Here is a 26,530-nt window from a genome sequence, read left to right as displayed (position 1 = left end):
GATTTAAGATTCTATATAAAAAAGAAGAGTGACCTTAATCACTCTCCCCTCAAAAGACTTTTCCCGTCGCTGCTAATGCTAAAACTATAATTAGCCCTGCAAATAATAGCGATACTATTAAACTAAAAATCGGTAATACTTTCTTTTCATTCTTCTTAGATAGTAACCTTAGACTAAGAATGATATTTAATGGTACAAATATAAAATAAAAATATTTAACGATTTGTAATGAGCTATTTGAAAGTGCTTTCAATACAAACACTTCAATTAAAAAAACAACAAAGAATAAAATACTTAACCAAAATGAGACATAGCTAAGCCAAGAATGTCTTTTCGTTCCCCAATACACTCCCATACTGATCTCCTTTAAACGTAGTCTATATTATATTAATTATACACCCGCTTAACAAATTCCTCTATTGTTCGACAAACATTACATACATTGAACCTCTAATCCGTTTATCAGCTAAAAGACGGTCTCTAATAGCACTAATGCTATTTTGAGGCAGCCTCCCCTTTTTATACTTTAAATCTTTCAATTAATACTTGTAACTCTTCAGCCATTTGAGATAGTGTACCAGCTGCAGAACCAATTTCCTCCATGGAAGCTAGTTGCTCCTCAGCTGACGCTGCAACACTTTGTGTACTCGTCGCATTATTTTGTGCTGTCATTGCAATTTGACCAACTGAAATAGATACTTCATTTGCACCTTTTGACATTCCATTAGCCGTTTCAACCATCGTTTTAATTTGATCAGCAATTTCATTTGTAGATTGTAAAATCTCAGTAAAATTTTGTTTCGTTTCATTTGCAATAACAAGTCCAGATTGAACTTCTTCATTTACATTATTCATAGATTTTACTGTCTTACTCATATCATCTTGTATTTCACAAATTAATTTACTAATTTCACTTGATGATACACTAGATTGTTCTGCTAATTTTCGTACTTCATCAGCAACGATTGCAAAGCCTCTTCCATGCTCACCAGCTCTTGCAGCCTCAATTGCTGCATTTAAAGCTAGAAGATTTGTCTGATCTGCAATATTTTGAATGACTTCTAAAATATCACCAATTTGCTTCGATTTATTATTCAATAACTGGATAACAGCATCTGATTTACTGTTTTTCCAACTAGTTTTCCGCCATCCTCTGCTTTTTCACGAGTATGAGCAGACGCAGTATTAATAGATGATGAACTATTTGCTACATGTTGAATCCCTTCTGTTACATCAAACAGTAACATGGCACCATTTTCTACGCTTGATGTTTGCGTCGATGCACCACTTGATATTTCATCCATTGCCATTGTAATTTGTTCAGTTGCTTCACTTGCTTGTCTCACACTTGCTGTTAACTCTTCAGATGCAGCTGCAACATGCCCTGCTGAAGTATTAATTCTTCCAATTAATATACGCAATGAATGTGTCATCTCATTAAACCCTTTAGCAAGTTGTCCAATTTCATCATTTGAATGTATTTGAATCGTTTGAGTTAAGTCCCCTTCGCTTATTTCTTTAGAAGTGACAACTAATTGTTTTAAAGGTTTGGTAATAGAGAGTGTCACGAAATAAATAAGCGCTCCGCCTACAACTAATGAAATAAACATTACAATTAACATATTATAAAATACAGGTTGAGCAGCTTCAACTACTTCATTTGAGTACATCGTCCCCGCAATTTTCCAACCTGTTTTTAAATTTGTGGCGAATACCATTTTCTTTTCACTACCACCATAAGTGTATGAAAAAGTGCCATGGTTATCTTCGTATATTTTCTTTGCCCAAGAATCATCTGCCTTGTCACCCGATTTTTCTTGAGGGTGAGCAATTATTTTTTGTTTTCCATCTAAAATGAAAGCATAGCCTTTTTTACCAATATTGATTAACTTTGTTGTTTTTAATAAATTATCTAAACTTAAATCTACCGCAATAACACCATTTTTATCTTCAGTTTGTTTTGCGATTGTTACGAGAATATGTCCATTCCCTTGTGCCTTATATGGTTCAGTGACAACAATTCCACCTTGCTTATTCACTGCATCTTTATACCAAGAACGTGCTGTTGGATCATAATCTGCTGCCATTTGTATATTTGGTTCTTGCACAAATTTTTTATCGTTTCCGGCAACATACACTTGTTCTACATCTTTGTTCAAACTAATATATCGGGATAATGTTTTTCTTAGTTCATCCTGATTATCCCCTTGATACATATCACTCTGAATCACTCGTGCAAAATTATTTACATCGTTGAATTTCGCTTCAATCATTTGATTGATTAAATTATCCAATATTTTTATATTATCCTGAGCGCTACTCATAATTTGTGATTCAAAATTCTTTTTAGCTGTTTGATACGACATGCCCCCAATAATAGAGACTGCCGCAATTAATATAACAAAAAATGAAATTAATAGCTTTTTTGCTACTTTCATATCTCTAAACCAACTTACTAGTTTACTCATTATAAACCTCCTGCATTTCAATATTAAGCTTTAAAGATTAAATAGAGCTAATTTTGAATATATCCCATTCCTTAGTTTCTATTTTTATAACTTGTTTTGATGAACACTTTGTAAAGTTTAAACAAATAAATTCCCTTTGTCTATATATACGAATAATATTATTATAAAATTTACAAATACAAAAAACCAAAGGAACAAGCCCTTTGGTTTTTTACATTTTTTTATGTTGTTTAGAAATCTTTTTCCATCTATCTCGTTCCGCTCTTGCCAGAGTAATGTTTTGTTTTCTCATAACATATGCCAATTCTCTTTGCAGCTTTTTATAGCTTAGCAAGCGCTCTACGGGTATAATTCCGTTATCTATAGCACTTCGCACTGCACATCCTGGTTCACCGTCATGTTTACAATCTCGAAAGCGGCAAGTATTTGCAAGATCTTCAATATCAGAAAATATAGTTTGAATTGCCGCGCTTCCTTCCCAAAGCTGAAGTTCCCTCATACCAGGAGTATCAATTACTAAACCGTGACTCGGTAATTGGAACAACTCACGGTGAGTTGTCGTATGTCTCCCTTTACTATCTTCTTCACGTATATCTCCGGTTTTTGCTACATGTGTTCCTATTAATGCATTTAACAAAGTAGATTTCCCTGCACCTGAAGATCCAACTAAAGCAATTGTTTTTCCTGGTGAAACAAATTGTTGCAATGATTCTATTCCAACGTACACTAGGCTATCAACAACAAATATCGGAACACCGATTGCTACCGCTTCAGTTTCTGCAATTTTCTGTTCCACATCTTCACATAAACTACTCTTCGTTAAAACAATAACAGGCATTGCACCACTCTCATAAGCCAATAGCAAATAACGTTCCATCCTTCTTACGTTGAAATCATGGTTAAGAGCATTCACTAAAAATAGATAATCTACATTTGCTGCAATAATTTGTTCTTCAGTTCTGTTACCAGCTTCTTGTCTTGAAAAAGAACTTCTTCTCGGGAAAATACGGTGAATAATTGCCTTTTTCTCATTTTCTATTTTCTTTATATACACCCAATCACCAACTGCCGGATAATCCCCCTTCGTTAACGCTTCATGACGAAACTTTCCAGACAGTTCCGCTACATATTCACCATCATTACAAATAATCCGATATATATGCTTATGCTCAAGTAAAATACGTCCTACTTCATAGTTCTCTACAGCTTGTTCCTCAAAAAAAGAATCCCATCCGAACGATTCTAAAATATTTTGATTCAAATTGATATCCTCCCTAGTTTGAACTCAGTGGAAGGATTGTGCGCTCACTTATAGAGTATCGCCCTTTCCGTCCACCTTTGTATTTGGTTTATTATTCATATAAGTCAATTTCTCCATAATACATCACCCCGTTCTAAATTTAATTACTCTCATTATATGGAATATCTCATTAAAAAGCTACCTTATTTAACGTAATTTTCAAACAACTTATTTTTTAGCATTTTAATTTGTCCACGATGACTAATTTCATCTTCTAGCACATGAAACCAAAGGTAGTGCTGATTATACGCTACGCCATTAGGCCACTTTCTTTCTGACATTAGCCATTTTTCATCCTGCTCATTCAAACACTTTAGTGTTTCCTCTCGCACTTTTTGCAAAAGTTGTACATAATACTGTATTTCATGACCACGAATCGTTCTCCCCGCTTCTCCTAAATACAGTGCATCTTTCCATACTTCTAATTCTTCTTTTGTGAAGTCACGATTTTGAAATGAAATAAGCTGATGTACTTTTTCTATAGCCGCTATATGCTTTAATAAAGCACCAATTGAATTTCCACCACTCGGCATTATTAAATCCAATTGCTCCACTTCTAAATCATCTATTTCCTGTAATGTTACTGCCCGCGTATGCTCCATCATACTTACTAGTTCCCCTATATTTTTTGTATAACCATCTACACTTCTTATTCGATAATCTATATACATTTCACGCACCTCTTTCTGAATTCATATTAGTGAAAAAATGCTTCATATAATAGACTGAAATATATCAGATTTTTCTGTTATAATTAAATTGAACAAGCAAATAGCCAGAACAAATTTTCTCAATATGCTGATATAAAATTTAAAAAGGAATATATATTTAATACACGAATCTTATTCACTAAAAGGAGTGGATTCGATGGAAATGTATCAATGGCTAACTGCTGTTCTAGTTGGTGGCGTTACTGGCTTCGTTTCCCATCTGATCAATAACCAAGGTAAGTTATTGCTTCCACGCCGTTTAAAAACGTTTTTCCACTTTGGGTTTTTAACCGATATATTAACCGGTTGCCTAGCTGCACTTCTTGGACTCGTTTTATTCGATGTCACCACAATAAAAGAAATTATAAAAGTATCTATTGTAACTGCCATTTCAGGTCAAACATTTTTACTTCATCAAGCTTTAGGTGGTGAACAGGCTAAAAACACACAAATTGGGAAAGCTGATGAGAAAATTCAAGAAATTGACAAACTATTACGACGTTAATCTATACTTTCTTTAAAAATTATTGTTATAATGAAAAATAAATATTTTCTATTGCGTCGTTTGTCAGAAGAAAGGGTGTTTCGTATGACAAAAAAGAAAATAGAAGATTTCTTAACAAACTCCGAAAAAGAGGAACTGCTAGAAAACTATAAATGTTTACGAGAAGCCCGCACAAAAAGCGAAGCTAACTATTTTGGTGAGGCAGTAGACCATCTATTAAATAAAGTAAAAAAACGAATTATTGAAGAAGCAGGAATACATGATGAAAATGCGGCAACAGTTCAATCTAAACGAAAAGCACTGTTTTAGTTAGATTAGCTAAAACAGTGCTTTTTCTTTATAACGCTTCTATGATGCAACTCCCTTTTCATTTTTGCCATCTCCTTATATATGAAAAGAGGGTAATACCACTCTTTTCTATTAATGCTCTAATATTGATTCCATTTTTTTCATATCCTTCTCATTCAATAAAACGTCCACAGCTCTTACACTTTCTCTTATTTGCTCTGCACGCTTTCCACCAGGAATAACAGCGTCAATTCCTGGTTTATTTAATAGCCACGCTAACGCTAAATGGGGAATTACAATATTATTTTCTTTAGCTAAACCTTTTAACTTTTCAACTCTCTTAAAGTTTTTCTTATATGTATTTTCCTCAAAAAGATTTACATCATAGCGCCAATCTTTTTTATCTAATTTGAAATCTTCTGTATATTTACCACCTAATATTCCGAAGGCAAGTGGCCCATATGGAATAAATGAAATTCCCGCTTCAATACAATAAGGTAAAAGTTCTTCCTCTGCAGTACGATCTAGCATATTGTAAGGCGATTGTACAACATCTATATCTCCATATTGATTCGCCTCTTTTAATTGTTCTACATTTACATTTGATATCCCAATTGAACGAATTTTCCCCTCTTCTTTTAAACGGATAAGCTTTCCAATTGAATCTATGTAACTTGTTTCAGAGTTTGTAAAATGTAAATAATATAAATCAATATACTCTGTCTGTAATCTTCTTAAACTATTTTCCACTGCATTTTATTTCAATTCGTGAAGAAGACTTAAATACTAGATTCCCCGGTTTATTAGATGTTGTAATACATGCGACAGAACCATACTAAAAAACATCTCATATAAATATGAGATGTTTTTTAGTAATTACTATTCTTTTAATAAATCTATTAATCCATTCCCTTCAGATGTACGTTCATACCCTAAAGGTACAGTCCTTTTTATAAGTTGCGCGTATATTTCCGGCTCTGATAATTTTCTACCGTACTCTCTCTCACACTGCTTTATGAGAAGTGCTAGCGCCCCAGCGACATGCGGCGTCGCCATTGAAGTACCACTTAATACTGCATATTTCCCCTCTGGATACGTAGACAGTATTTCATCACCCGGCGCTACTAAATCAATTTCTTGATTTGAATTACTAAAGCATGAAATTTTCCGCTCTAAATTAACAGCACCTACTTCGATTACTTCAGAATAAGCACCTGGAAAATCTAATTCTTCAGTATCATCGTTACAATCCCCATCATTTCCAGCAGCGCATACGACAAGTACGTCTTGTTTTACCGCATTTTGAATAGCTTCATGTAATTCTGGTACATCTTGCGGACCACCAAGTGACATTGAAATAATTCTCACTTTCTCTTTATTCGGTCCTCTCCAATTTACAGCATAATGAATGGCCTCAATAATTTGCTCATAACTTCCAGAACCATCTCCAGCTAACACTTTTAAAACTAGCATTTTAGCAAGTGGCGCTACACCTAAAACACCGACACCATTTTCAGTCGCTGCGATTGTCCCCGCTACATGAGTACCATGTCCATTATTATCAAGATAAATTTTCGGATCACCTTCATAATCTTTTGTGAAATTTCTTCCATCAATAATACGATCTTTTAAATCTACATGATTTATATCACAACCTGTATCTAAAACGGCAACGACAATGTCTTTCCCTTTCGCACTCTTTTCCCATACTTCTGGAGCGTGAATCAGCTGTACACCTGGTGGAATTTCGTTTACTTGTTCAACCACCTTATTTACGGTAAACGGAATCAACTGTATACCCTTTTGTTTATTCGCTGTACTACTGTTCATCGTAATCCCTCCTGAAAATATATTATTTTCATTTCAGACCACTATTGAATGCGTTTAGATTTAACATTCGTTTTATTCGTTCCATTTCCCTTCCTCTCAAATGTTTCTCAATAAACAAAATAAAAGGACCCATTAATGGTCCTTTTATTTTTCAGTTTTTCAAAAGAATAATATAAATTAAGACTAAATCTCACTCTTGTTCAAAAACTGCTCAATTTCTTTTATTACATGTTTTGCCCCTTCTATACTAACAGTAATGCTTCCATTTGCTAATGAAATATTTTGGTCTGAAACATCACCTGTTATTTGACAAGCATTGTAAGGTTGATATTTTTGTAAAATGACTTTGTCCTCTTCTACAAAAATTTCAAGTGGTGATTTGATTTGTATTCCTAATACATCTCGTAATTCTTTAGGAATAACTATCCGTCCCAATTCATCTACTTTTCGAATAATTCCTGTTGCTTTCATGTTACTCCCCCCTTATTCTCTATTATTTTTTTCACCTCGCTATTTTCATTTTATCACTATATATTTGGTAATGGCTTACTCTTTTTAGAAAATATAGTACAAAAGTTAAAAAAACACATTTAACGAATATTCAATCTTTCTTTCAATTGTTTTAAATAACGAGATCGTATAATGACGAAATATAGAACTTGAATACTTACAAAAATACTTAATACAATCGTATTCTCTTTAAAAAGTGAGTACTCAAACATTTGTCCTAATGCCGTTAATGCTACTGCCCCGTGTAATGTTGCAACTCCAACTGGAACGAAGAATAAAAGCGCTAAGCGGATTGTGACTACTTTCGATAATTCGCCTCTCGTCAATCCAACTTTTCGAATCATTTCAAATAAACGAGTATCTTCCTCCAAATCAGAAAATAAGCGGAAGTAAAGGAAGCTTCCTGCACAAACGAAAAATACAATACCAATAAAGAAACCTACAAATAAAATGGGTCCTGCGATTTGTAAACTTTGATTTTGATCGTACTCTTCTGCACTAAACGTTGAATGTTCTTGATAAGGCTTAATCTGATGTGTAAGCTCTTTACCAACCTCAATTTCATCTTTCGTTCCTTTTGTTTTATACATATAATCTTTTTCTTCTTTAAATCCATCTTGTAATGAATCATATTGATTTTTAGAGATTACATAAACATTACCTCTTAGTATTTTACTTAATGAAGAAGTATTAACTTTTTTCACATTTAAAGGTTCATTCACATTTGGTAAAGTAATTTCTTTTCTTTCTTTCATGGGTGGTCCTGGTATTTCGACTGACAAAAATAAAGCCTCTTTATTTGATACAGTATTAAATGGTTCTCCTGTTAACTTTGTATATTCCTTATAATCTGATTCTTTTATAAAACTGGCGCTTCTTAACGACTGCTCCTCCGTTGTCTTCGATGAAATATTTATTTTTGAAGCTGCTATATTATGTTTCTTTAATCCTTCGTCAATAATCTTCAGATGCTGTGACTCATTGCTATTTCCTTGCTTAGAATGATAGTGAAACGCAATTGGTCTGTCCATAATTTCTTTCGTCATCGAAGCAAAACCAACCAATGTACCTATTGCTGAAAATGCTACTGTTGAAATAATTGTTACAATAAAGAACATCCTGGCATTATCTCTCATACGGTATGCTAAATCTGACAAAGTAATAATATTTGTCTGTGTCCAATAGAAACGTTTACTTTTTTTACATAGTCTAATAATAAAGACGCTCAACTGCTTGTACAGCAAATACGTACCAATAATGACTACTGTTGTAACAGGAATCATCATTACAAATACCATTGCACCATGTGACATAAGAGCTCCTGCATAACCAGCACTAAGCAATACTACTGCTAATATAGAAGAAATTATAGATGCCTTCGGTTCTGGTTTCGCCTCTGCTGATCCTCTAAACAATTTCATGATTTTATTTTTACGAACCATTCCTGCACTGAACAATGAAATAATCATAAATAATACGAAAAACATAATACTCGTTACAACAATCGCTTTCATCGGTATGTAATAGGATAAAGAAATATCTAATTTTAAAATCATCGGGGCTACAAAAATTAATATCCCTGAAAATAACATACCTGAAAGAATCCCAAAAATAATTGCCCCTATTCCAATCATGATATTTTCAAAGAAGATAAGACGCTTTAATTGATATTTCGTCATACCTAGCATCATTAAAATTCCTAGTTCACACTTTCTCGTTTTCAAAAACATTCCCATTGAATATAAAATAAAGAAGAATGTAAATAAGTAAATAATAGACTGTGCAAAAGACATACTTATAAATACGTACTGCCCTAATTCTCCCGCACTTAATGCCGGATGGAACGCAAAAAATGAATATACAAAAAAGGCCATAATGGCAAATGCACTACTCAAAAAATAAGCTGAGTATGTTCGTCTATTTCGCGTTACATTTCGAAATGCGAGTTCTCTAATGTTCATACTACTTCTCCGCCCTTCTACTAACTATGCTTTTATATTAGTAAAGTTCGGAAATGCCTTCCATCGATTCAAATGACAAAAACCTTACATTATTGAAAGGTTTTAAACAATTGCTTATATAAAACAGTTTATTTATAATAGCTACTATTCATACACGCACCCTATTGTATATTCGTTAGTTTTGCGAAATAATAAAGGATAGAAATATGTACCAATATACATATAACCTTATTTACTGCTTTAAAATGAATAGGAGGAAAACATAATGACATTACAAGAACAAATTATGAAAGCATTACATGTTCAGCCTGTAATTGATCCGAAAGTAGAAATTCGTAAACGAATTGATTTCTTAAAAGATTATGTAAGAAAAACAGGTGCAAAAGGATTTGTACTCGGTATTAGCGGCGGACAAGACTCTACATTAGCAGGGCGTTTAGCGCAGCTTGCGGTCGAAGAAGTTCGTAATGAAGGTGGTAACGCAACGTTTATCTCTGTACGTCTTCCTTACAAAGTACAAAAGGATGAAGATGATGCACAATTAGCATTACAATTTATTAAACCAGATCAATCCGTTGCTTTTGACATCGCAACAACTGTTGATGCCTTTTCAGATCAATATACAAATTTATTAGGAGATTCATTAACAGATTTCAATAAAGGAAACGTAAAAGCACGTATCCGCATGGTTACACAATATGCAATCGGCGGGCAACAAGGATTACTTGTTATCGGAACTGATCACGCTGCTGAAGCTGTAACAGGTTTCTTTACAAAATTCGGAGATGGTGGTGCAGATTTATTACCATTAACAGGTTTAACGAAGCGCCAAGGACGTGCTTTATTACAAGAATTAGGTGCGGACGAGCGACTTTACTTAAAAATGCCAACAGCTGATTTATTAGATGAAAAACCAGGTCAAGCTGATGAAACAGAGCTAGGCATTACTTACGATCAATTAGATGACTATTTAGAAGGTAAATCCGTTCCAGCTGACGTTTCTGAAAAGATCGAGAAGCGTTACAAAGTGAGTGAACATAAAAGACAAGTCCCAGCATCTATGTTTGATGATTGGTGGAAGTAAATTATATAGAAAAAGAAGCTAAATGGAAATTAGCTTCTTTTCTATATATTAACGAAATACCCCTACTCTTTTCTCTAATAAATCATGCAAGCAATCTTCATGTTGTTTATTAAACAATGGCGGCATTTTGTCTAAAGGGAAAAACTGCAAATCTAACGTTTCATCACCATCTATTTTTTTGTTCCCTCCAACGATTGAAAACTTAAAGAATATTACAATTGTCTGTGCCTGATCTCCATTCGGATATGTTTGAAAATATTTCGTATACACGCCAATGAGCTCATCAATTTCTACATCAAATCCTGTTTCTTCTTTAACTTCTCGAATGGCAGTTTCTGCGGCAGATTCCCCAATTTCCATTGCACCGCCCGGAAATCCCCATGCATCAAAATCCCCTCTTTTTTGCAGAAGTACTTCACCAAATTCATTAAATACACAACCACCTGCAAAATTCAAAATAACATAATCATGCCCTATTTTTTCACGTAATTCCTTTATATAATTCGCCATTTTCTTCTCCTTTTTATACATCTTCCATCATTCTTTTTTATCTTTTTCAAGCAATTCTATAATTCGATCTAACTTCTGATTCATATTGATCACATGTTGTTTTTTCATAGTGTTGTTTTGCAATAATCTTTTAATGAACAGAGTAAATGATACAAAAAACAAAACGATAAGTCCGATTACTAGACAAAAATATATCAATGCAAATATATTATTTTCGAACAAATTCATTCAGCTATCATGTCCTCTATTTTCAATTATTTTATCACACAATTCTAAATAATCAATAGGATTATAACCAAACGCAAAAAGAGCACCTTTTAAAGATGCTCTTTTTCATTAATACGTAAATGTAATTGTCGCTAATGAATAACCTGTCATTGCACTATATGGCGCAACTTGATAAGATACACGCTTTGCACCTTTTGGCCAAGTTATTTCATTTAATACTTTCTTTATATCTTGCATCGTTCCATCCATTGACTGCTTATATCGTACTTCTACTTTTTCTGGCTTGGAAGCAAATTGTTGCTGTAATTTCCCCTTAAATTCATTGTAAGTTTCCGCTCCATATTGTGCAGACAAATACTTTAAATTTGTTTCTTTTAACATTTGCTCATATACGACAGTTTTTGAACTACCGGCTTTTATTTTGTTTGTTAATTCATTGAAGTAACTTGTAGTTGCCGCTGGATATTTACTACGATCCCATTCATGGTCTTTGCTTAACTGCTCGTCTGACATATTAAAATATGAATATGTCACGCGCCCAGCTTTATCTGGAACCGGATCATCGAATGTAGTATCAAGGTGGTACCACTTGTTATCAATGTTCACTAAATTCCATGCGTGAGCTTGTCCATTCCCTGTACCTGTTACAATATGATTTTGAATACCTGCTTCTTGCAATAATTGATATGTTAATAATGTATATCCTTGGCAAACTGCAGAACGATTCGCTAACGCTTCATACGCTGTATACGCTTGATAAGACGTATCATAAGATACATGTTTCACAACATAATCATGAATTACCTTCACTTTTTCATGTTCATCCATACCTTGTTTAATGATAGAATTTACAATTGCTTTCGCCTGAGACTTTACATACTGTGTTTGTTCTTTTGATTCACGATACTCCACTTGTAATGTAAACGTATAATTCCCTGGCATACCTTTTATAGAATACTTAGTAGATGCTACATTATATTTTACATACTCATCCGCATCTACAATTTTATTATATTCTTTGTATAATTGGTCCATAACATCTCTAGCATTTCTACCTTTTGTTTTATATGCGATTGTAATATTTTCATCTCGATTATCAATATGTTTTTTTAATTCTTTTCGAAAATCATCTAACAATTTAGCATCTGATTGTGTAGTACCTACAGTCGATTTCGTAGCTGCGTAAGATACAGATGACGCGTGTAAGCCACCCATTACAATTGTTGAACAGAGCAGGGCAGCTGTTACATACTTATTTGTCTTTCTCATTTCGTCACTCCTTATATTCTATAAATATACAATACTTTTCAAAAAAGGTCATATGAGATTATGCATATTTAACATTTTAAAAAGGGTTGTTCTTTCAGAAAAAGAACAACCCTTTTTTTAGCAAGTTTGTAACACACAACATGTATTTTCAAAATGTCGATTTTTCAAGTCTTCATTTCCAATACAGAAATAAAGCATTCCTAAATCTCCCCACATCATATTACAATTTTTAGTATCTGAATCAATTTGGAATAAGAGCTTCATATGCTGTGGATCTATCCCCATATATTGTTCAGTCTCGTACAATACCTCATCTTGTACAGAGAATGGTTCTCCAAACATTTGATGATTATCATAGTTGTCTGGGATTAGCTCTTCAAGTAATTGCAAGAAACGATCTGAATCAGCCTCATCTTCAATGAAAAGCTCTGGTAATTTATATGTCAGTTCAAAAGTAATTGCACACTGGTTATATTTCGCTTGTATTTCATCTGCTCTACGTAATTGCTCTACAGGGATATCATAATAAAGCACACGTCCAGCTTTGGTTGGATCCACATCTTCTTCAAAGTAATTTTCAATACTAAAGAAATATAACATCCCTGTCTTAGGAAGATTATGATCCATGCCAACGTTTTGTAAATCACTTAAATTAAATTGTGCGATAAAGTATAGAGGACTCCCTTTGTATGTTGGATATTCAAATGAACCCGGCAAATCAGGAACTCCGCCCATTTTCGAACTACCTATCGCAATTGTTTCCTGTTGTTTTGGCACAACTTTTACACAAGGAAATACAGTATTAATAAGCTCCTCTTTTAAATGTGTCAGTCCATATTTATCAATTAATACTTCAATTTTTTTATCCATAAATTCTCCTTACATTTACATACTTATTTGTATCATAGCACAAAGATTATACTCCATTCATCGTAAAATCAACAAGCCTTCAAAAAAACGGGCTTATCCCTCGTACGCGAACAAGTTTAAAAGAGCATAGTATACATTGTTCCTACAAACATGATATCTCATAATTTCTTACAGTATACTTTCCCTCGTTCATTTTCACTTTTAATATAAGGAGGAATTCCACATGGGTTACGGATATAGTTGCGGTGGTTACGGCGGTGGTTACGGTTACGGCGGTAGTTGCGGTGGTTGTGGTTATGGAGGTTTCGCTTTATTAATCGTTTTATTTATCCTTCTAATCATCATCGGAGCTAGCTGTTGGGGCGGCGGATTCGGCTGCTAGTAAACTTAAAAACTATTGTAAAAAAGCGCGTACAATACGTGCTTTTTTGCCATTTTCAAATTTTCCATCTGAAAGGAAGTATGTTTAATGAAGATTGATGGTGTTTTCGAGGGAGGCGGTGTACGCGGAATTGCTCATGTAGGGGCAATTTGCGCGTTAGCCGAAAAAGGTTATGAATGGGAACGTTTAGCTGGAACATCAGCCGGTGCTATTATTGCAGCTCTTCTAGCAGCAGGATATTCTTGTTCCGAATTAAAAACTATTGTAACAGACATTGATTATGAAAAATTCACTAAAAAAACTTTTCTTGATAGAATCCCCTTTATTGGTAAAGGATTAAGCGCTTGGTCTACTCTAGGCATTTATTCAAATGTATTTCTCGAAGAATGGCTAGAAGACCTGCTTAGAAAAAAAGGAATTCATTTGTTTACAGACTTACCAGACTTGAATAAACTCAAAATTATCGCTTCAGATATAAGCAATGGTAAAATGGTTATTTTTCCCGATGACTTGCCAAACTACGGATTTTCAAATTATCGCTTCCCTATCGCTAAAGCAGTAAGAATGAGTGGAACCATTCCTTTCTTCTTCGAACCAGTGAAATGGAGAACACCGAAATGGAAACAACCTTGTTATATGGTTGATGGCGGTATCTTAAGTAATTATCCAATTTGGATTTTCGATTCACCGACTTCTCCTCGCTGGCCTACCTTTGGATTTCATTTTGTAAAAGATGAGATTCAAGCTGATCCCGCCCACTATGAAGAACCTATTTCCATGTTCAAAGGACTATTTAAAACAATGATGCAAGCTCATGATTTACGTCATTTAGATAAAGAATCAAAGGCTAGAACTATTACAATTCCAACAGGAACCATTACAAGTACTAATTTTCAATTAACTAAAGAAGAGAAAGAATGGCTCTATAACTCTGGTTATAATGCCGCTAATAAGTTTTTGCAATCCTGGAACTTCAGGCAATATGTTGATGAATATAGAGACGGAAATCAGGATCGAAAAACAAATCGGTATTTCCGTCAACTTGACTCATAATTATATTATTTTCCCTGTCACACTTTAATAGTAAATAAGCCTAATAATATAGTACATTATTAGGCTTATTTACTTCTTATGTACTCTCCTATTGTTTAAGGATAAGTTAACCCCTCTGCTTCTTCTGCAGTAATTACTATGTAACGATTTCCAGTTCTTAACCCTAATAATTCTGCTTTTTCAATTGCATCCTGTTTTGTTTCCGCATAAGCAGCTAAATATTTATCTCCATCAATCATTTGGCAAATCACATATTGCTTCATGGTTTTCTCCTTTTACCCTTTAATTAATTGCGCGATCTTTTTTATTCCAGCTTCAATTTCTTCTACAGTTGCATAGGAATAAGAAAGACGTAAAAATTGGTTAGCACTTCTATCATACAAAGTGCCTGGGTTTAATAACACCTTTTCTTGTAAAGCTTTGTCAAATAAACTACGATTCGAAATTGGTAGATTTATATGTAGCCAAATGTAAAAGCTTCCTACTGGCTCATGCCAAGTTGCAATGCCACTACAATACTTTTCTAACATACTTATCATAAAATCTCTACGTTTTTTCAATTCACTTCTTACAAACTGTAAATGTTCATCATACAATCCATTTTCAAACCACTCCGCTGCAATCTGCTGGGATATAGAACTTGAACCATAATCAGTTTGCATTTTTATATCTGCTAATCTTTGAATAACGGATTCTGATCCAACAACCCAGCCAATTCTTAAACCAGGACTAATGACTTTGGACATACTTCCAATATGTAGCACGATACCATTTTTATCATATGCCTTTAAAGGCTTTGAAACTGGTGCATCGAACCATAAATCTTGATATACCGCGTCCTCAATAATAGGTAATCCAATTTCATTACATATCTCCATCACTTCTTCCCTCTTCTTAGTGTTCATACTAAAATTGGTCGGATTATGAAAAGATGGGATTGTATATAAAATAGATGCGTTAAATTGTTTCTTATATTTTGTAATATATGAAGTATTTATACCATTCTCATTCATTGGTATTCCAATCAAGCGCATTCCTGCTGATTGAAATACATTAAGCGAATATAAATATGATGGTTTTTCTAATAAAATTGACGCTCCTTTCGGAAGAAGCCCCATAGAAATAAGTTGCAGTGCTTGAATTGCCCCTGAAACAATTAAAATAGAGTCAGGAGATACATATACCCCATGCCCTTTTAAATATTCCGCAATTTTTTCTCTTAAATGGAGATTTCCTTTCGGTTCCTCATACCCAAGTGTAACATTTGATTGTAAAATTTTACTAATAATACCCTTCATCTTTTTCTCAGGCAAGAGACGCGGTGAAAGTTCACCTGTTCCTAATCGAATTACATTGGGAGTAAATTCAGCTTGATTAATCTCTTGTACAGCAGGAAGATTCGGATAATGAAGTCCTGTTTCTACATAAGACTGCCAGTTTGGAGGCGGGGCATATGTAGAAGTACTCTCACTATTATTTATAACAATTGTTCCCTTCCGGCCATTCCCCTCAATATATCCTTTTGCTACTAATTCATCGAAAGCCATTACAATTGTACTTCGATTCACTTCAAACGTATGCGCCAAATCTCTTTGTGAAGGTAATTTAGTTCCAACTGTCCATTCCCCATTAACAATCCTTTCTTTTATATAAGATTCTATTTGTTTATATAAAGGAATAGACGAAGACATATTAGGTTTCCAAACGAGCCTTTCCATTATATCACCTCACATACTTTATGGTTGGTAACCTATCCAACCATATGGATGGATACAAATTTTCATTTCTTCTATACAATATACACTATCATAACTAATCAAATTAAGTAGGAGGTAATATGATGAGTGAAGCAATTATTCACGGTATCATCCTTGCATTTGGTCTTATCATTCCATTAGGTGTCCAAAATGTTTTCGTCTTTAATCAAGGCGCGCTAGTCAACCAAATATTTGGAGAGCTGCTCCTGTAGTCTTGACTGCATCTATATGTGATACATTATTAATATTAATTGCTGTACAAGGTGTATCCCTTGTACTCCTTACTTTTTCTTGGTTAACAACTACTCTGTATATGATTGGATTTTTCTTTCTTATGTATATGGGCTGGGTTATTTGGAGAAGTGATCATTCAAATGATGTAAAACAAGAAAAAAGCATGCCTTTAAAAAATCAAATTATTTTCGCCGCATCGGTTTCATTACTAAATCCACACGCAATTTTAGATACAATTGGTGTAATCGGAACAAACTCTATACAGTACATAGGAAGTGAGAAATGGGCTTTCACTTTTGCAACAATTATAGTTTCTTGGATTTGGTTTATTAGTTTAGCTTTTGTTGGAAAATTTCTAAAAGGATTAGACTCGACAAGAAAAACGATTACAGTATTAAATAAATTTTCAGGGCTAATCATATGGGGAGTCGCACTTTATATGTTAAAACAAGTTATTTTTCCTAACTAATTAAAGAGAATTGCATGTTATGTAATTAGCATGCAATTCTCTTTCGGATTATGAAGTTGGTTCCGGTTCCTGTTTTAACATCATTTTATCTTTTGCTGGTTTAATCCAAATAATTGCAATGACAGCACCAATAGCAGCGAAGATGCTCGTTAAATAAAACACTTCATGGTCCGATCCTTTCATAAAAAAAGAATAAAGGGGTGGTCCAGCTGCTACACCGATAAATCGCATTGAACTATAAAATGACGTAACTGTCCCCCTCTGCTCTTTTTCAATCCCTTGTGTAATAAGAGCATCTAAACATGGTAACGCCATACCAATTCCTATCCCCATAATAACGAGACAAAGAATTAGCAAATAGATTCCTTTTAGGAATAAAGGTAAGAAGACAGATACAGCAGCCAGTAAAAATCCAATATAAATACACTTTTTCATAATATCTTGTTTATCTCCAATTTTTTTACCAGCCATATATGAGCTAAGTGATAGTACAAGTAAAGGAATAGCGAGTACACACCCTTTCCATATACCATGAATATCGTACTTCGACTCCAGTATAGTTGACAGATAAAAAAGTATTCCGAATAAAATAAGCATAATAATTGCACCTAGTATAAAAATGGCAATTAACCATCTTCCCTTTTCTCGAAACGTAGAGATAATAGATTGAATAAATTCTTTAAGTGGTGGGACTTCTTCTTCTTGTTTCTTCGCCTTTACTAGTACCAGTAGTAAAATAATCGATATTACACATAAAACTGGAATCGCCCAAAATGGTAAGAACCATACAATAGCTGCAAGAGCTGATCCTAATATGGGACTCAATACTTTTCCAAATGTATTTGACGTCTCAATAATTCCTAAACCTGCACTAACCTGTTTTTCATCTTTGTATAAATCACCTACACATGGTATGACAACTGGCATAGCACCAGCAGCACCTATCCCTTGAATTGCTCTTCCGATAAGAATCCAAATGTAAGGGTTATCAACTTTCCATGATACCCAGCCCGTTATCGCTCCTCCAATAGCTGCAATTAATAAACTTGGAACCATTACCATCTTTCGTCCCCACCTATCTGATAAATAACCAGCAATCGGTATAAGTATAATTGCAATGATAGAATAAATTGTAATTATCATGGATACTTGGAAAGATGAAATATGTAATTTCTTTTCAATGGTTGGCAGGATTGGAATAAGCATTGAATTACCTAACGTCATAACAAGTGGAACTGATGCAAGTGCAATTAAACAACAGTTTTCTTTTTTTAACATGTTGATTTCGGAACCTTTCATCATATATTTCTTACCATATAATAGCCCTGCTGGAAATTATGTTTACATTCCACCAGGGCTATTTCATCTTTACTACTTTCCATTTACAACAAAAGAAATTGGGTAAAATATAGCATTACTCCTATTCTTTGAATCCTGTTCACAATATATCCATACCAATTAATTGAAAATAAAAAAGAAAGGAAGAACCCTTCCTTTCTCCTATAACCTTCTACATTTAGCGAGTATATCCGCCACCAAGCTGTTGTTCTGCCATCGCTACAAGGCGTTTTGTAATTTCACCGCCTACAGAACCGTTTGCACGTGAAGAAGTATCAGCTCCAAGCTGTACACCAAACTCTTGTGCAATTTCATATTTCATTTGATCTAGAGCTGCTTGTGCTCCATGTGATGCTAATTGATTAGCGTTACGATTTCTAGCCATTACCGATCACCTCCTTATATATATTAAATTGTATCAAATTCGAAATTAAATACATGGTAATTTTTGGTTATTGTTACTTTTTAAAAAAAGAGTCTCTTAAACGAGACTCTTACATCATTCCATCTTATGAAGTTACTACTTCTAATTTTCTATTTGTTAATACCTTCATTTCTTCTTTCAAGATATCTTTCGCATTATTTCCAAACCATTCTAGTGAAGCAAAATGGTCAGTATCTTTCACTTCCTGAATGATTTCATCATAATTTACTATACCTTCAAATAATGGAACCATTCCTTTACGACTTCCAGCTGCGGCATATACATTATGAGGTTCAAACACATGTAAATAATCAGCTGACGATATATTCTTAAAATGGTAATGTTGTATCCACGACTTTAGTCGACGAAAACTGTCTACCGGTTCTGCACCAGACTCCCATATGTGAAGAAAATCAAGGTTTATTTTCAAATATGGATGGTCTACTTCTTCTAACAATTTCAAAGTAGAAGGCAAAGTATCCGTTAATGTATTTGGGTGTGTTTCTAATAAGACATATATATTGTGCTGAGCAAATAGATCACAAATCATACGAATTCGTTTCACATACTCTTTTCTCTCTTGTTCCGAGAAATCCTCACTACCTTTTTGCCCAGCAAACGTACGAATTTTATTTGTATTAAACCAATTAGCTAGTGTTACCAGTTGTTCACATTTTTCCAGCGTTTTTTGAAAATCTGCTAATAATGATATATCTAAATAATCACTTATCATCGTAACTTCTAAATTTTTATCCTTTAAAAAATCCAGCTCTCTCTCTGTCGTTTCACGCTCTTGCATATATAAATTTTGTGCATGAGTCCCCCACAACTCAATCCCTTCAAAACCGTTTTCGTATGCAAATTGAACAATATCAGTAAATGAAATTAGTTGATGGCGAAATGAAATTGTGCATAGTGAATATTTCATAGGTTTGAACTCCCTTATCTTAAATTCAGTTAGATTGCTTTAAAAAGTTAAGACAGATTGATTTGTTTTCATATCTTTCCATGACAGAAACTGTCTCACTAATTCAGCCTTAATTTGCAGTTCAATTGTATTCATTTCATCAAGCTTCTCAACAATTGTTATTAACATATCTTTATTTTTTGTCATTGCCATTTTGATTGCGCGGTACTGTACATTTGTAAATCCTTGTACAATGTCTTCCACTAGATCACACCAATAATCAAAGTCTTGTTCCGAATATTGTAACGTTTCATGGAAGTATGCAAAGGCATGTTCATAGCTATATTTACGTATTGCCAATACGGGTATTTGCTTTACTGCCGCTACGAGCCCCGAAAGTGAATACCCATCCTCTTCATTTACCATTTTTTTAATTAATTTTTTTAATTCCATAGTTAGTTCATTATCATTCTTTTTGAATGTTTCCATGAAATAACTTTCTACTATCTCTTGTTTTGGCTCCTGAATTCCTTCTATATCAATGAAATAGCCTCCACCAAATGGGTTGTCTTTAACCGAGTGAAGCACTTTATCTTTTTCCATATTCCCTTCCCAGCGAAAATCAGGATCAAGCATGAACCATTCATTTTCTTTCTCTGTTTTCGATATCATTAAATAATGTGGAAACGGTTTTTGATGAAACTTATTTTCTCTCTCTGGTAATAAAGACATATCGACCATTACAATTATGTAACGATTTTCAGGCTTATTTTCCACTAATTCTAAAAATGTTTCTACATTGATACTCTTACCTTTTGAATGATCATACCATTCGTTCACTTTTATCCCATACAATTTTTCATACCAAAGCAAATAATTGTCATGGTTAATATTTTCGGAATGATAAGAAATAATCCCGCCTTCTGTTATATCAAAGTCTCCATCCCATAATCCGAAATAAAATGGACGGAAATCTATGTCACTACGCCTTTTTATAATTTCACAAAAACAACTCACTAAACAGTGAACTTTAATTGAAGTCATACTCTCATCCACTTTCTCAAAGGTTAGTTATTCACATTTACTGCTTGTAACGGTTGTAACTCTTCCATAAAGTCAAGCAAGGAGCCTACTGTAAGAAACGCCTTTGGATCTATCTCATCCTCTGGAACACATAACTTTAATTCCATTTCAATGTATACAATAAGCTGCAACATCATTACCGAATCAATATATAAATCTTGATTTAAACGCATCGTTTCTTCTAAATGCGTTACATTTTTCAGTTCCATTTTTTCTCTCATAATGCTTAATACTGCATCTTTTAAAGTTTCACGACTCATGTTGTTATCTCTCCCCTCTCTAATAACTTCAGACTTACTTTCCCTGTTTTATTTTTCGGAATCTCTGTTACACTTTCAATTTCATGAGGTACTTTGTAAGACGGTAAGTGCTGTATGCACCATTCTCTTATTTGTACCGGTTCAATACGAGAGATTACTTTCGCTTTTACTATTTCCCCCATCACAGGATGCTTCCCGCGATATACAATTGCCTCTTGAATGCCTTCTAGTCGAAGCATCGTTTCTTCCACCTCTATAGGAAAGACCTTTAGACCAGATACATTAATAACATCATCCATACGCCCCATAAATTGAAGGCCCCGCTCAGATTTATACCCTAAATCTTTCGTATAAATATCCTTTTCCGCAATTTTCACTACGATTTCTTCCGGCTCATTTTCATCTGAACCAATGTTAATACTTACATGAGGAAGTGGTTTTCCTAAATCTAAATGTGTTTCCATATCATGACATATACTAATGCAACCAGCTTCAGAGCATCCATACTGCTGCATCATATGTTTCGTCATCCCTTTCAGCTTGTAAAATAGCGTTTCTGGCAAAGGTGACCCTGATGGCATAATTTTATGAAACTGAAAAGTCCCTTGTGGAAAACTCCCCATAATATGTAGCATAAGTGGTACTGCGTATATGATATGTTTTTCTGTATTACGAACTATATTTAATGCGAATTTAGGGTTTTTATTAGTAATGATGATAGGCTTGCTACCCCTCGTAATTGCAGATAACGTGCCACAAATTAGACCGTATGAATGTGAAACGGGAGCCATAACGATTGGCACTTCGTCTTCATCACATTTTAAAACTTCATTGTAAGCATCGATTTCCGTTTCAATTTCCGTCCATGCTCTACGAATCAGTTTCGGTTCCCCTGTTGTTCCTGAACTATATTGTAATAACGAAGGTTCTTCTTGCAATGGCTTTTCTACTTCTAATTTTATAAAGTCGTTACTTTCTACGTATAAAAGTCCAGTACAATTTGCACGCCTTGCCATTTCAATAGCTGTATCCTTGGGTGTATCTTCATGAATAAGTAGTACAGATGCTCTCTTTTCTCGTAGGAAAAACACAAGTGTAATAATATCAAATGGATCTTTTAGACAAAGGGCAAATCTATTTCCTTCTGCTTCTTGGAACTGTTCCATTTCCTCGTAAACTTGTAATTTCAATTCAAAATCATTTTTGCTATATTCTTGTTTATTAACGATTAGCATGATTTCCCCCTGTAACAACTGATTTTTGTATTTTAAGTTACCTTGCTCCATACAATGGATTTGGAACTTCATGAACAAGTGATTCCACATCCATATATAAACGCCGCTTCGTTAATTGCTCTGCATGGAATGTAGGTGTATATAATTGTAGTGCTTCAAAACGTTCTTTCAAATGCGAAAATCTGCTAAAATGATTTTCTAGTTCTTCGACAACCATGATCCAAAATCTCTCTTCTTTCAATTGATATTCATCGGCCAGTACGAAAGCTAATTCACCTAGATTGAATAGGAAAAGCGCATCTAAAACCATTTCTTGCAAACATTCAATACGATCCATTTCAAAGAAATTATTTATTTTTCCATTTGCATATGTTTTATGCATTTTCGTAAAATCAGGACATTTCCCGTATTCTTTCAAGTAAGGACGGTAAAACTCCAGTCCTTCATGAAAATCTTTTAATGCAATTCGGGTCGGCATTCCTTCTTCATGAACCAAAATCATGTTTTGCCCATGTGATTCTAACGCAATTCCATGTTCTACAACGAGGTGTACAACTGGTATAATTGCTTTTTGAATAAGCAATTGTAGCCAGTGTTCTACTCCATATCTCTTTAACCACGAATCAATAATCGGTGTACCATCTTTCCCCTTAGCATATAATCCGTTAAAAGGAATTGCATCTTCCTGTTCATCCAAATACTTGTGAACGCTTTCGCGCCAAATACATCCCAATGAACCGTATGTAGCCTTTTTATTCGAATCATACGTTACACTCGAAAATTCCTTTAACAAAATCAAACGCAATTCATCCCTTAAATAAGAATCCTGATTTACTACTTCATTTAACCAATTCGATATAGCCGGTGCACTCACAACCGAATGTGGTTTTAATGTACGGATAGTTGAAGTATTGAGTAGATTCATTGATAGCTTTACATACGGCTTCGTTGGATTCGTAACATTTCGCAATGTCCTCATAGACTGTTGCGCACAATAATCATCCGCTGTTTCCCCTAAATAAATAATATATTTATCCTGTATATGGTCAGCATAATTCGGAATAATAAAGTTCCCCCACTGCCAAGGATGAACAGGTATAAACATATACTGCTTCGAATCACAGCCCATTTTTCGAATACGATTTAAATACTCTCCGATTTTCTGCTCTCCGATTTCTTCTTTCAAAATACAGTTGTAACTCTCTTCATTTTCATAACCTACAGTCGTATATTTCTGATGAACTGCTATCCATATAAGCTTTATTGGCTGTATAAACTCAAAACCATATTGAAAATTATCACGATATTGAAACCCGATGCGTGCTTTATAGCTAGGATGATATGGATGTCCATCTATTAAGAGACTTTCAAGCTCATCGTACGATTTCGCAACATATTCTTCCACACTACTTCTTTCATATTGTGCAATCGTATCTTTAAAGATTGTTTGTTCTAATTCTTGAATAAAAGAATCCAATTTCATTCGATCCACTTGAACAATTCGAAAAATCTCCTGTAAAAATTGTGAAACTGATTGTATTTCTTCTTCCTCATCTTGAACTCTCATTATTAATGAGTCATGTAAACAAATACGCCCAAATGTCATACGTTCTTGTCCATAGCATTGGTACGTTACATTTTGATTATTTTCATCAAGACCTTGTATAATAAAAAGTATTTTCTCTCCCATTTGTATACGAATCGGCGTAATGATTTCTTCATAAATTAACGATTCTATTAACTGCCGGAATACTCTTCTTCTTACTGAAATGTACTCTTTTGATTGGAGTGCCTTCAATATTTTTGCGTGATAAACTTCTTCTTTCATAAATCCCTCCGCTATAATACGGAATATCGAATTCCATTATTTGTATTACGTGAAATTTTAGCACTACTTATGAACGAACAGCCACTTCTCTAACAAGTGGATTATCTACTTGTACATAAATTGCTTGCTCTAATGGATTCGTTAACTCATCGACATCGAAAAATCTCGTCAGTAAATTTGCTTTACATGCCAATTTATCTTCTTCTAACAATTCTCTTAAAAATGTAGAAGGTTCACGGTTAAATGGAAGGAACGATTCAATTACAGACCTTAATTCAGAAAGAAGAATTTCTTCCTTAATTAACCCTGCTGTACCAAAACCGTTAATGAGCCCAAACATATGATTGAAAATTAAATAATAACGAAATCTTTCATCCACAATATAATCGTCATATAAATTCCCAGTTTGTTCACCAATACCGGTCAATTCTTTATCTAGCACCGATTTCATTGAATTACAGAAATAAAACCCTTGATTATCACGGAAGTAAAACTTTACTGGATAGCCACCTTCCAATCGCACGACACTATTTTGCTGATGAGCTTCTAATGCAACTCCATAACGTAAATACATCCATACCATCGGCTTTAAAGAAATATTTAAATACCGTCTAAACCATTCTAAACTTACCTCTTCGCAACTTTTATTTTCTAGATCCGCTAAATGATGAATAATATTTGATAAACGAGTGCGTTTTCCAGGGATAGCATCTTGTACTAGACCAGCTATTAAAGTAGCGTCATTCGCATTTTCACTATAAAAAGGATTATCCCGAATAATCACTTCAAATCCGGACTCTTGCATACCATATTTTAGTGTAATGAAGGCTGGATCACATATAAAATCAAACCCTGGAAACTTTTCTAACACTTCACCAATTTTAGTATTTAACATTTCCTTACCTTCAAGACCACTCTCAAGTTCCTTCAATTTATTAATACGCATTGAATTTGTTACCTTTACAGGGAATGAAAACTTGAGCATATACTTCGAATGAGGATGATATAGCGTTCTAAGTGATGATGTTGCCATATAACACTTACCTTCTGGACCGATATATTCAAGAGCACCTTGATTCATCCAATTTTGCACATAAGATTGATGTAATAACCATTCTGCTTGAAGCGGATGGATTGGAATTAATGAATACTCATCTTCTTGACAGTACTTCGTAATAAATTCCTGACTAACAATTTCATCATTCTTTAATTCCTCTTTTATAATTGTTGTCGTAGAATCTATTAATAATGATTTTTCACTTACTATACTTTTATGTGCTCGAAAATAGTGAAGCTGACATTCTCCTTTTAACTCCGGAGAGTACATTGAACTTTTCCAATCCAATATACCTTGTCTACTCTTTGGTGTAGGATGGGTTAAATGTCCAAATAATAAAGATTGCTCCGCTTCTATAAAGGACGTATAGAAACCATATAATTCGGATGTATCCTTCACTCTCTCTTTTGTAAATTCCTCAATATTTTGACAACTACGAATGACTCGAAGCATAAGTTCAGCAGGATTTGTACCTTCTCCATAGTTGATAGACATTTCTTTTATTAAAAACGTAATAACCGTAACGTAATCTGCTTTTATGACATTTTTGTCTTCTCCGATTTGATAATAAAATTGTTCTCCAAACAAATGACGGTCTGTTGGTGATTTATATATAACCTCTCCATACAAAGTAACGTTTTGTGCCGATAACCGACAGCATAAATAAGTGGGGATAGCATCTCTTTGAAATGAATGGCAGAAAATATTTTCTATCCTTTTATCCTCCGTAATCCATTCTCCACTTCCTGTTTCTCTTAAATAACAATTTAAAAAGCTTTGTATTGTTGCATGTTCCGCGATTTGTTTCGCATGGTGCATACTGCTCCTCCTCTTTTAGACGAACACTATCAAATTTTTATAAAAATTCTAATAATTGAATTTCATTATCAATTATGATTCTAATTGATAATGATAATCATTTCAAGAAATATTTCGGAATTTTTTCACCTAACCAAACTTTCCGACTTTT

At 34.0% G+C, this 26,530-nt stretch carries 25 protein-coding genes and 4 pseudogenes; 7 read left to right on the top strand and 22 right to left on the bottom strand.

What is annotated here, in order from left to right:
- Positions 1 to 49: 49 nt before the first annotated feature.
- The 4 genes and pseudogenes from MR071_RS07355 to MR071_RS07340 form a co-directional block, all read right to left on the bottom strand.
- Positions 50 to 355: a hypothetical protein gene (locus tag MR071_RS07355; protein WP_242235564.1), complete on the bottom strand. Its 306-nt coding sequence runs from the start codon at positions 353 to 355 to the stop codon at positions 50 to 52.
- A 164-nt stretch (positions 356 to 519) separates the two neighbouring features.
- A pseudogene (locus MR071_RS07350) lies at positions 520 to 2,468 on the bottom strand (HAMP domain-containing methyl-accepting chemotaxis protein).
- 211 nt (positions 2,469 to 2,679) lie between these two features.
- Complete coding sequence (gene rsgA, locus MR071_RS07345; protein ID WP_242235563.1) at positions 2,680 to 3,729, bottom strand: ribosome small subunit-dependent GTPase A; 1,050 nt, start codon at positions 3,727 to 3,729, stop codon at positions 2,680 to 2,682.
- Between the two features lie 182 nt (positions 3,730 to 3,911).
- Complete coding sequence (locus tag MR071_RS07340; protein WP_105586899.1) at positions 3,912 to 4,439, bottom strand: DinB family protein; 528 nt, start codon at positions 4,437 to 4,439, stop codon at positions 3,912 to 3,914.
- A 196-nt stretch (positions 4,440 to 4,635) separates the two neighbouring features.
- Here MR071_RS07340 and MR071_RS07335 point away from each other — a divergent pair, with 196 nt between their 5' ends.
- Positions 4,636 to 4,983: a DUF4257 domain-containing protein gene (locus MR071_RS07335; protein WP_105586900.1), complete on the top strand. Its 348-nt coding sequence runs from the start codon at positions 4,636 to 4,638 to the stop codon at positions 4,981 to 4,983.
- 84 nt (positions 4,984 to 5,067) lie between these two features.
- Positions 5,068 to 5,292 (top strand): hypothetical protein, encoded by a 225-nt coding sequence (locus tag MR071_RS07330; RefSeq protein ID WP_002171494.1) that lies wholly within the window; start codon positions 5,068 to 5,070, stop codon positions 5,290 to 5,292.
- A 111-nt stretch (positions 5,293 to 5,403) separates the two neighbouring features.
- Here MR071_RS07330 and MR071_RS07325 read toward each other — a convergent pair.
- Positions 5,404 to 6,027: pseudogene (locus MR071_RS07325) on the bottom strand (aldo/keto reductase); the annotation flags it as partial.
- On the opposite strand from MR071_RS07325, the pseudogene MR071_RS07320 reads away from it, so the two are divergent.
- Positions 6,027 to 6,110: pseudogene (locus MR071_RS07320) on the top strand (transcriptional regulator); the annotation flags it as partial. The pseudogenes MR071_RS07325 and MR071_RS07320 overlap by 1 nt on opposite strands.
- 40 nt (positions 6,111 to 6,150) lie before the next feature.
- Here MR071_RS07320 and MR071_RS07315 read toward each other — a convergent pair.
- From MR071_RS07315 to MR071_RS07305, 3 genes are all read right to left on the bottom strand, one after another.
- On the bottom strand, positions 6,151 to 7,101 hold the full coding sequence (locus MR071_RS07315) for a serine protease (protein ID WP_242235561.1): 951 nt from the start codon (positions 7,099 to 7,101) through the stop codon (positions 6,151 to 6,153).
- Positions 7,102 to 7,284: 183 nt separating this feature from the next.
- Positions 7,285 to 7,572: an AbrB/MazE/SpoVT family DNA-binding domain-containing protein gene (locus MR071_RS07310; RefSeq protein ID WP_002148618.1), complete on the bottom strand. Its 288-nt coding sequence runs from the start codon at positions 7,570 to 7,572 to the stop codon at positions 7,285 to 7,287.
- Between the two features lie 119 nt (positions 7,573 to 7,691).
- Entirely contained in the window at positions 7,692 to 9,572 is a 1,881-nt protein-coding gene (locus MR071_RS07305; protein ID WP_105586903.1) for an ABC transporter permease, read from the bottom strand.
- Between the two features lie 265 nt (positions 9,573 to 9,837).
- On the opposite strand from MR071_RS07305, the gene nadE reads away from it, so the two are divergent.
- Complete coding sequence (gene nadE / locus MR071_RS07300) at positions 9,838 to 10,656, top strand: ammonia-dependent NAD(+) synthetase (protein ID WP_105586904.1); 819 nt, start codon at positions 9,838 to 9,840, stop codon at positions 10,654 to 10,656.
- Between the two features lie 48 nt (positions 10,657 to 10,704).
- Here the strand turns inward: nadE and MR071_RS07295 are convergent, their stop codons facing one another.
- From MR071_RS07295 to MR071_RS07280, 4 genes are all read right to left on the bottom strand, one after another.
- Positions 10,705 to 11,166: an NUDIX hydrolase gene (locus tag MR071_RS07295; protein ID WP_105586905.1), complete on the bottom strand. Its 462-nt coding sequence runs from the start codon at positions 11,164 to 11,166 to the stop codon at positions 10,705 to 10,707.
- Between the two features lie 27 nt (positions 11,167 to 11,193).
- Complete coding sequence (locus MR071_RS07290; protein ID WP_002141377.1) at positions 11,194 to 11,394, bottom strand: DUF4083 domain-containing protein; 201 nt, start codon at positions 11,392 to 11,394, stop codon at positions 11,194 to 11,196.
- 108 nt (positions 11,395 to 11,502) lie between these two features.
- Positions 11,503 to 12,663 (bottom strand): transglutaminase domain-containing protein, encoded by a 1,161-nt coding sequence (locus tag MR071_RS07285; RefSeq protein WP_105586906.1) that lies wholly within the window; start codon positions 12,661 to 12,663, stop codon positions 11,503 to 11,505.
- A gap of 117 nt (positions 12,664 to 12,780) precedes the next feature.
- Positions 12,781 to 13,533, bottom strand: a complete 753-nt coding sequence (locus tag MR071_RS07280) for a YwqG family protein (RefSeq protein ID WP_105586907.1) — start codon at positions 13,531 to 13,533, stop codon at positions 12,781 to 12,783.
- 223 nt (positions 13,534 to 13,756) lie between these two features.
- Between MR071_RS07280 and MR071_RS07275 the strand changes: the two genes are divergently transcribed.
- Together MR071_RS07275 and MR071_RS07270 are read left to right on the top strand one after the other, a co-directional pair.
- Positions 13,757 to 13,915: a YjcZ family sporulation protein gene (locus tag MR071_RS07275; protein ID WP_002118476.1), complete on the top strand. Its 159-nt coding sequence runs from the start codon at positions 13,757 to 13,759 to the stop codon at positions 13,913 to 13,915.
- Positions 13,916 to 14,002: 87 nt separating this feature from the next.
- Positions 14,003 to 14,968, top strand: coding sequence for a patatin-like phospholipase family protein (locus tag MR071_RS07270; RefSeq protein WP_105586908.1), 966 nt, complete (start codon positions 14,003 to 14,005; stop codon positions 14,966 to 14,968).
- Positions 14,969 to 15,063: 95 nt separating this feature from the next.
- Here the strand turns inward: MR071_RS07270 and MR071_RS07265 are convergent, their stop codons facing one another.
- A complete protein-coding gene (locus MR071_RS07265) occupies positions 15,064 to 15,231 on the bottom strand; it encodes a DUF3933 family protein (protein ID WP_000816387.1) in 168 nt (55 codons plus the stop codon).
- A 12-nt stretch (positions 15,232 to 15,243) separates the two neighbouring features.
- Entirely contained in the window at positions 15,244 to 16,686 is a 1,443-nt protein-coding gene (locus tag MR071_RS07260; RefSeq protein WP_105586909.1) for an aminotransferase-like domain-containing protein, read from the bottom strand.
- A 122-nt stretch (positions 16,687 to 16,808) separates the two neighbouring features.
- Between MR071_RS07260 and MR071_RS07255 the strand changes: the two are divergent.
- Positions 16,809 to 17,428: pseudogene (locus tag MR071_RS07255) on the top strand (LysE/ArgO family amino acid transporter).
- Positions 17,429 to 17,476: 48 nt separating this feature from the next.
- Here MR071_RS07255 and MR071_RS07250 read toward each other — a convergent pair.
- From MR071_RS07250 to MR071_RS07215, 8 genes are all read right to left on the bottom strand, one after another.
- Entirely contained in the window at positions 17,477 to 18,730 is a 1,254-nt protein-coding gene (locus MR071_RS07250) for a bacillibactin exporter BcbE (protein ID WP_142395888.1), read from the bottom strand.
- A gap of 214 nt (positions 18,731 to 18,944) precedes the next feature.
- Complete coding sequence (locus MR071_RS07245) at positions 18,945 to 19,151, bottom strand: alpha/beta-type small acid-soluble spore protein (protein WP_000113539.1); 207 nt, start codon at positions 19,149 to 19,151, stop codon at positions 18,945 to 18,947.
- 124 nt (positions 19,152 to 19,275) lie between these two features.
- Positions 19,276 to 20,118, bottom strand: coding sequence for a sugar phosphate isomerase/epimerase family protein (locus tag MR071_RS07240; protein WP_105586911.1), 843 nt, complete (start codon positions 20,116 to 20,118; stop codon positions 19,276 to 19,278).
- Positions 20,119 to 20,157: 39 nt separating this feature from the next.
- Positions 20,158 to 21,141 carry a DUF6005 family protein gene (locus tag MR071_RS07235; RefSeq protein WP_242235559.1) on the bottom strand — a complete coding sequence of 328 codons (984 nt, stop codon included), beginning with the start codon at positions 21,139 to 21,141 and terminating at the stop codon, positions 20,158 to 20,160.
- A 23-nt stretch (positions 21,142 to 21,164) separates the two neighbouring features.
- The gene (gene asbD / locus MR071_RS07230) at positions 21,165 to 21,440 is read right to left on the bottom strand and encodes a petrobactin biosynthesis protein AsbD (RefSeq protein ID WP_002148642.1); all 276 of its coding nucleotides are present in this window, start codon (positions 21,438 to 21,440) and stop codon (positions 21,165 to 21,167) included.
- Positions 21,437 to 22,675: an AMP-binding protein gene (locus MR071_RS07225; RefSeq protein WP_242235557.1), complete on the bottom strand. Its 1,239-nt coding sequence runs from the start codon at positions 22,673 to 22,675 to the stop codon at positions 21,437 to 21,439. The genes asbD and MR071_RS07225 overlap by 4 nt, the downstream gene beginning before the upstream one ends.
- Before the next feature lie 37 nt (positions 22,676 to 22,712).
- Complete coding sequence (locus MR071_RS07220; RefSeq protein ID WP_242235554.1) at positions 22,713 to 24,503, bottom strand: IucA/IucC family protein; 1,791 nt, start codon at positions 24,501 to 24,503, stop codon at positions 22,713 to 22,715.
- Positions 24,504 to 24,570: 67 nt separating this feature from the next.
- Positions 24,571 to 26,379 (bottom strand): IucA/IucC family protein, encoded by a 1,809-nt coding sequence (locus MR071_RS07215; RefSeq protein ID WP_105586915.1) that lies wholly within the window; start codon positions 26,377 to 26,379, stop codon positions 24,571 to 24,573.
- Positions 26,380 to 26,530 lie beyond the last annotated feature (151 nt).

It is taken from the genome of Bacillus cereus group sp. BfR-BA-01316 (assembly GCF_022664195.1).
Lineage (GTDB): Bacteria > Bacillota > Bacilli > Bacillales > Bacillaceae_G > Bacillus_A.
The sequence above is the reverse complement of the archived record's forward strand: the minus strand, read 5'-3'. Positions and strand labels throughout refer to the sequence as shown.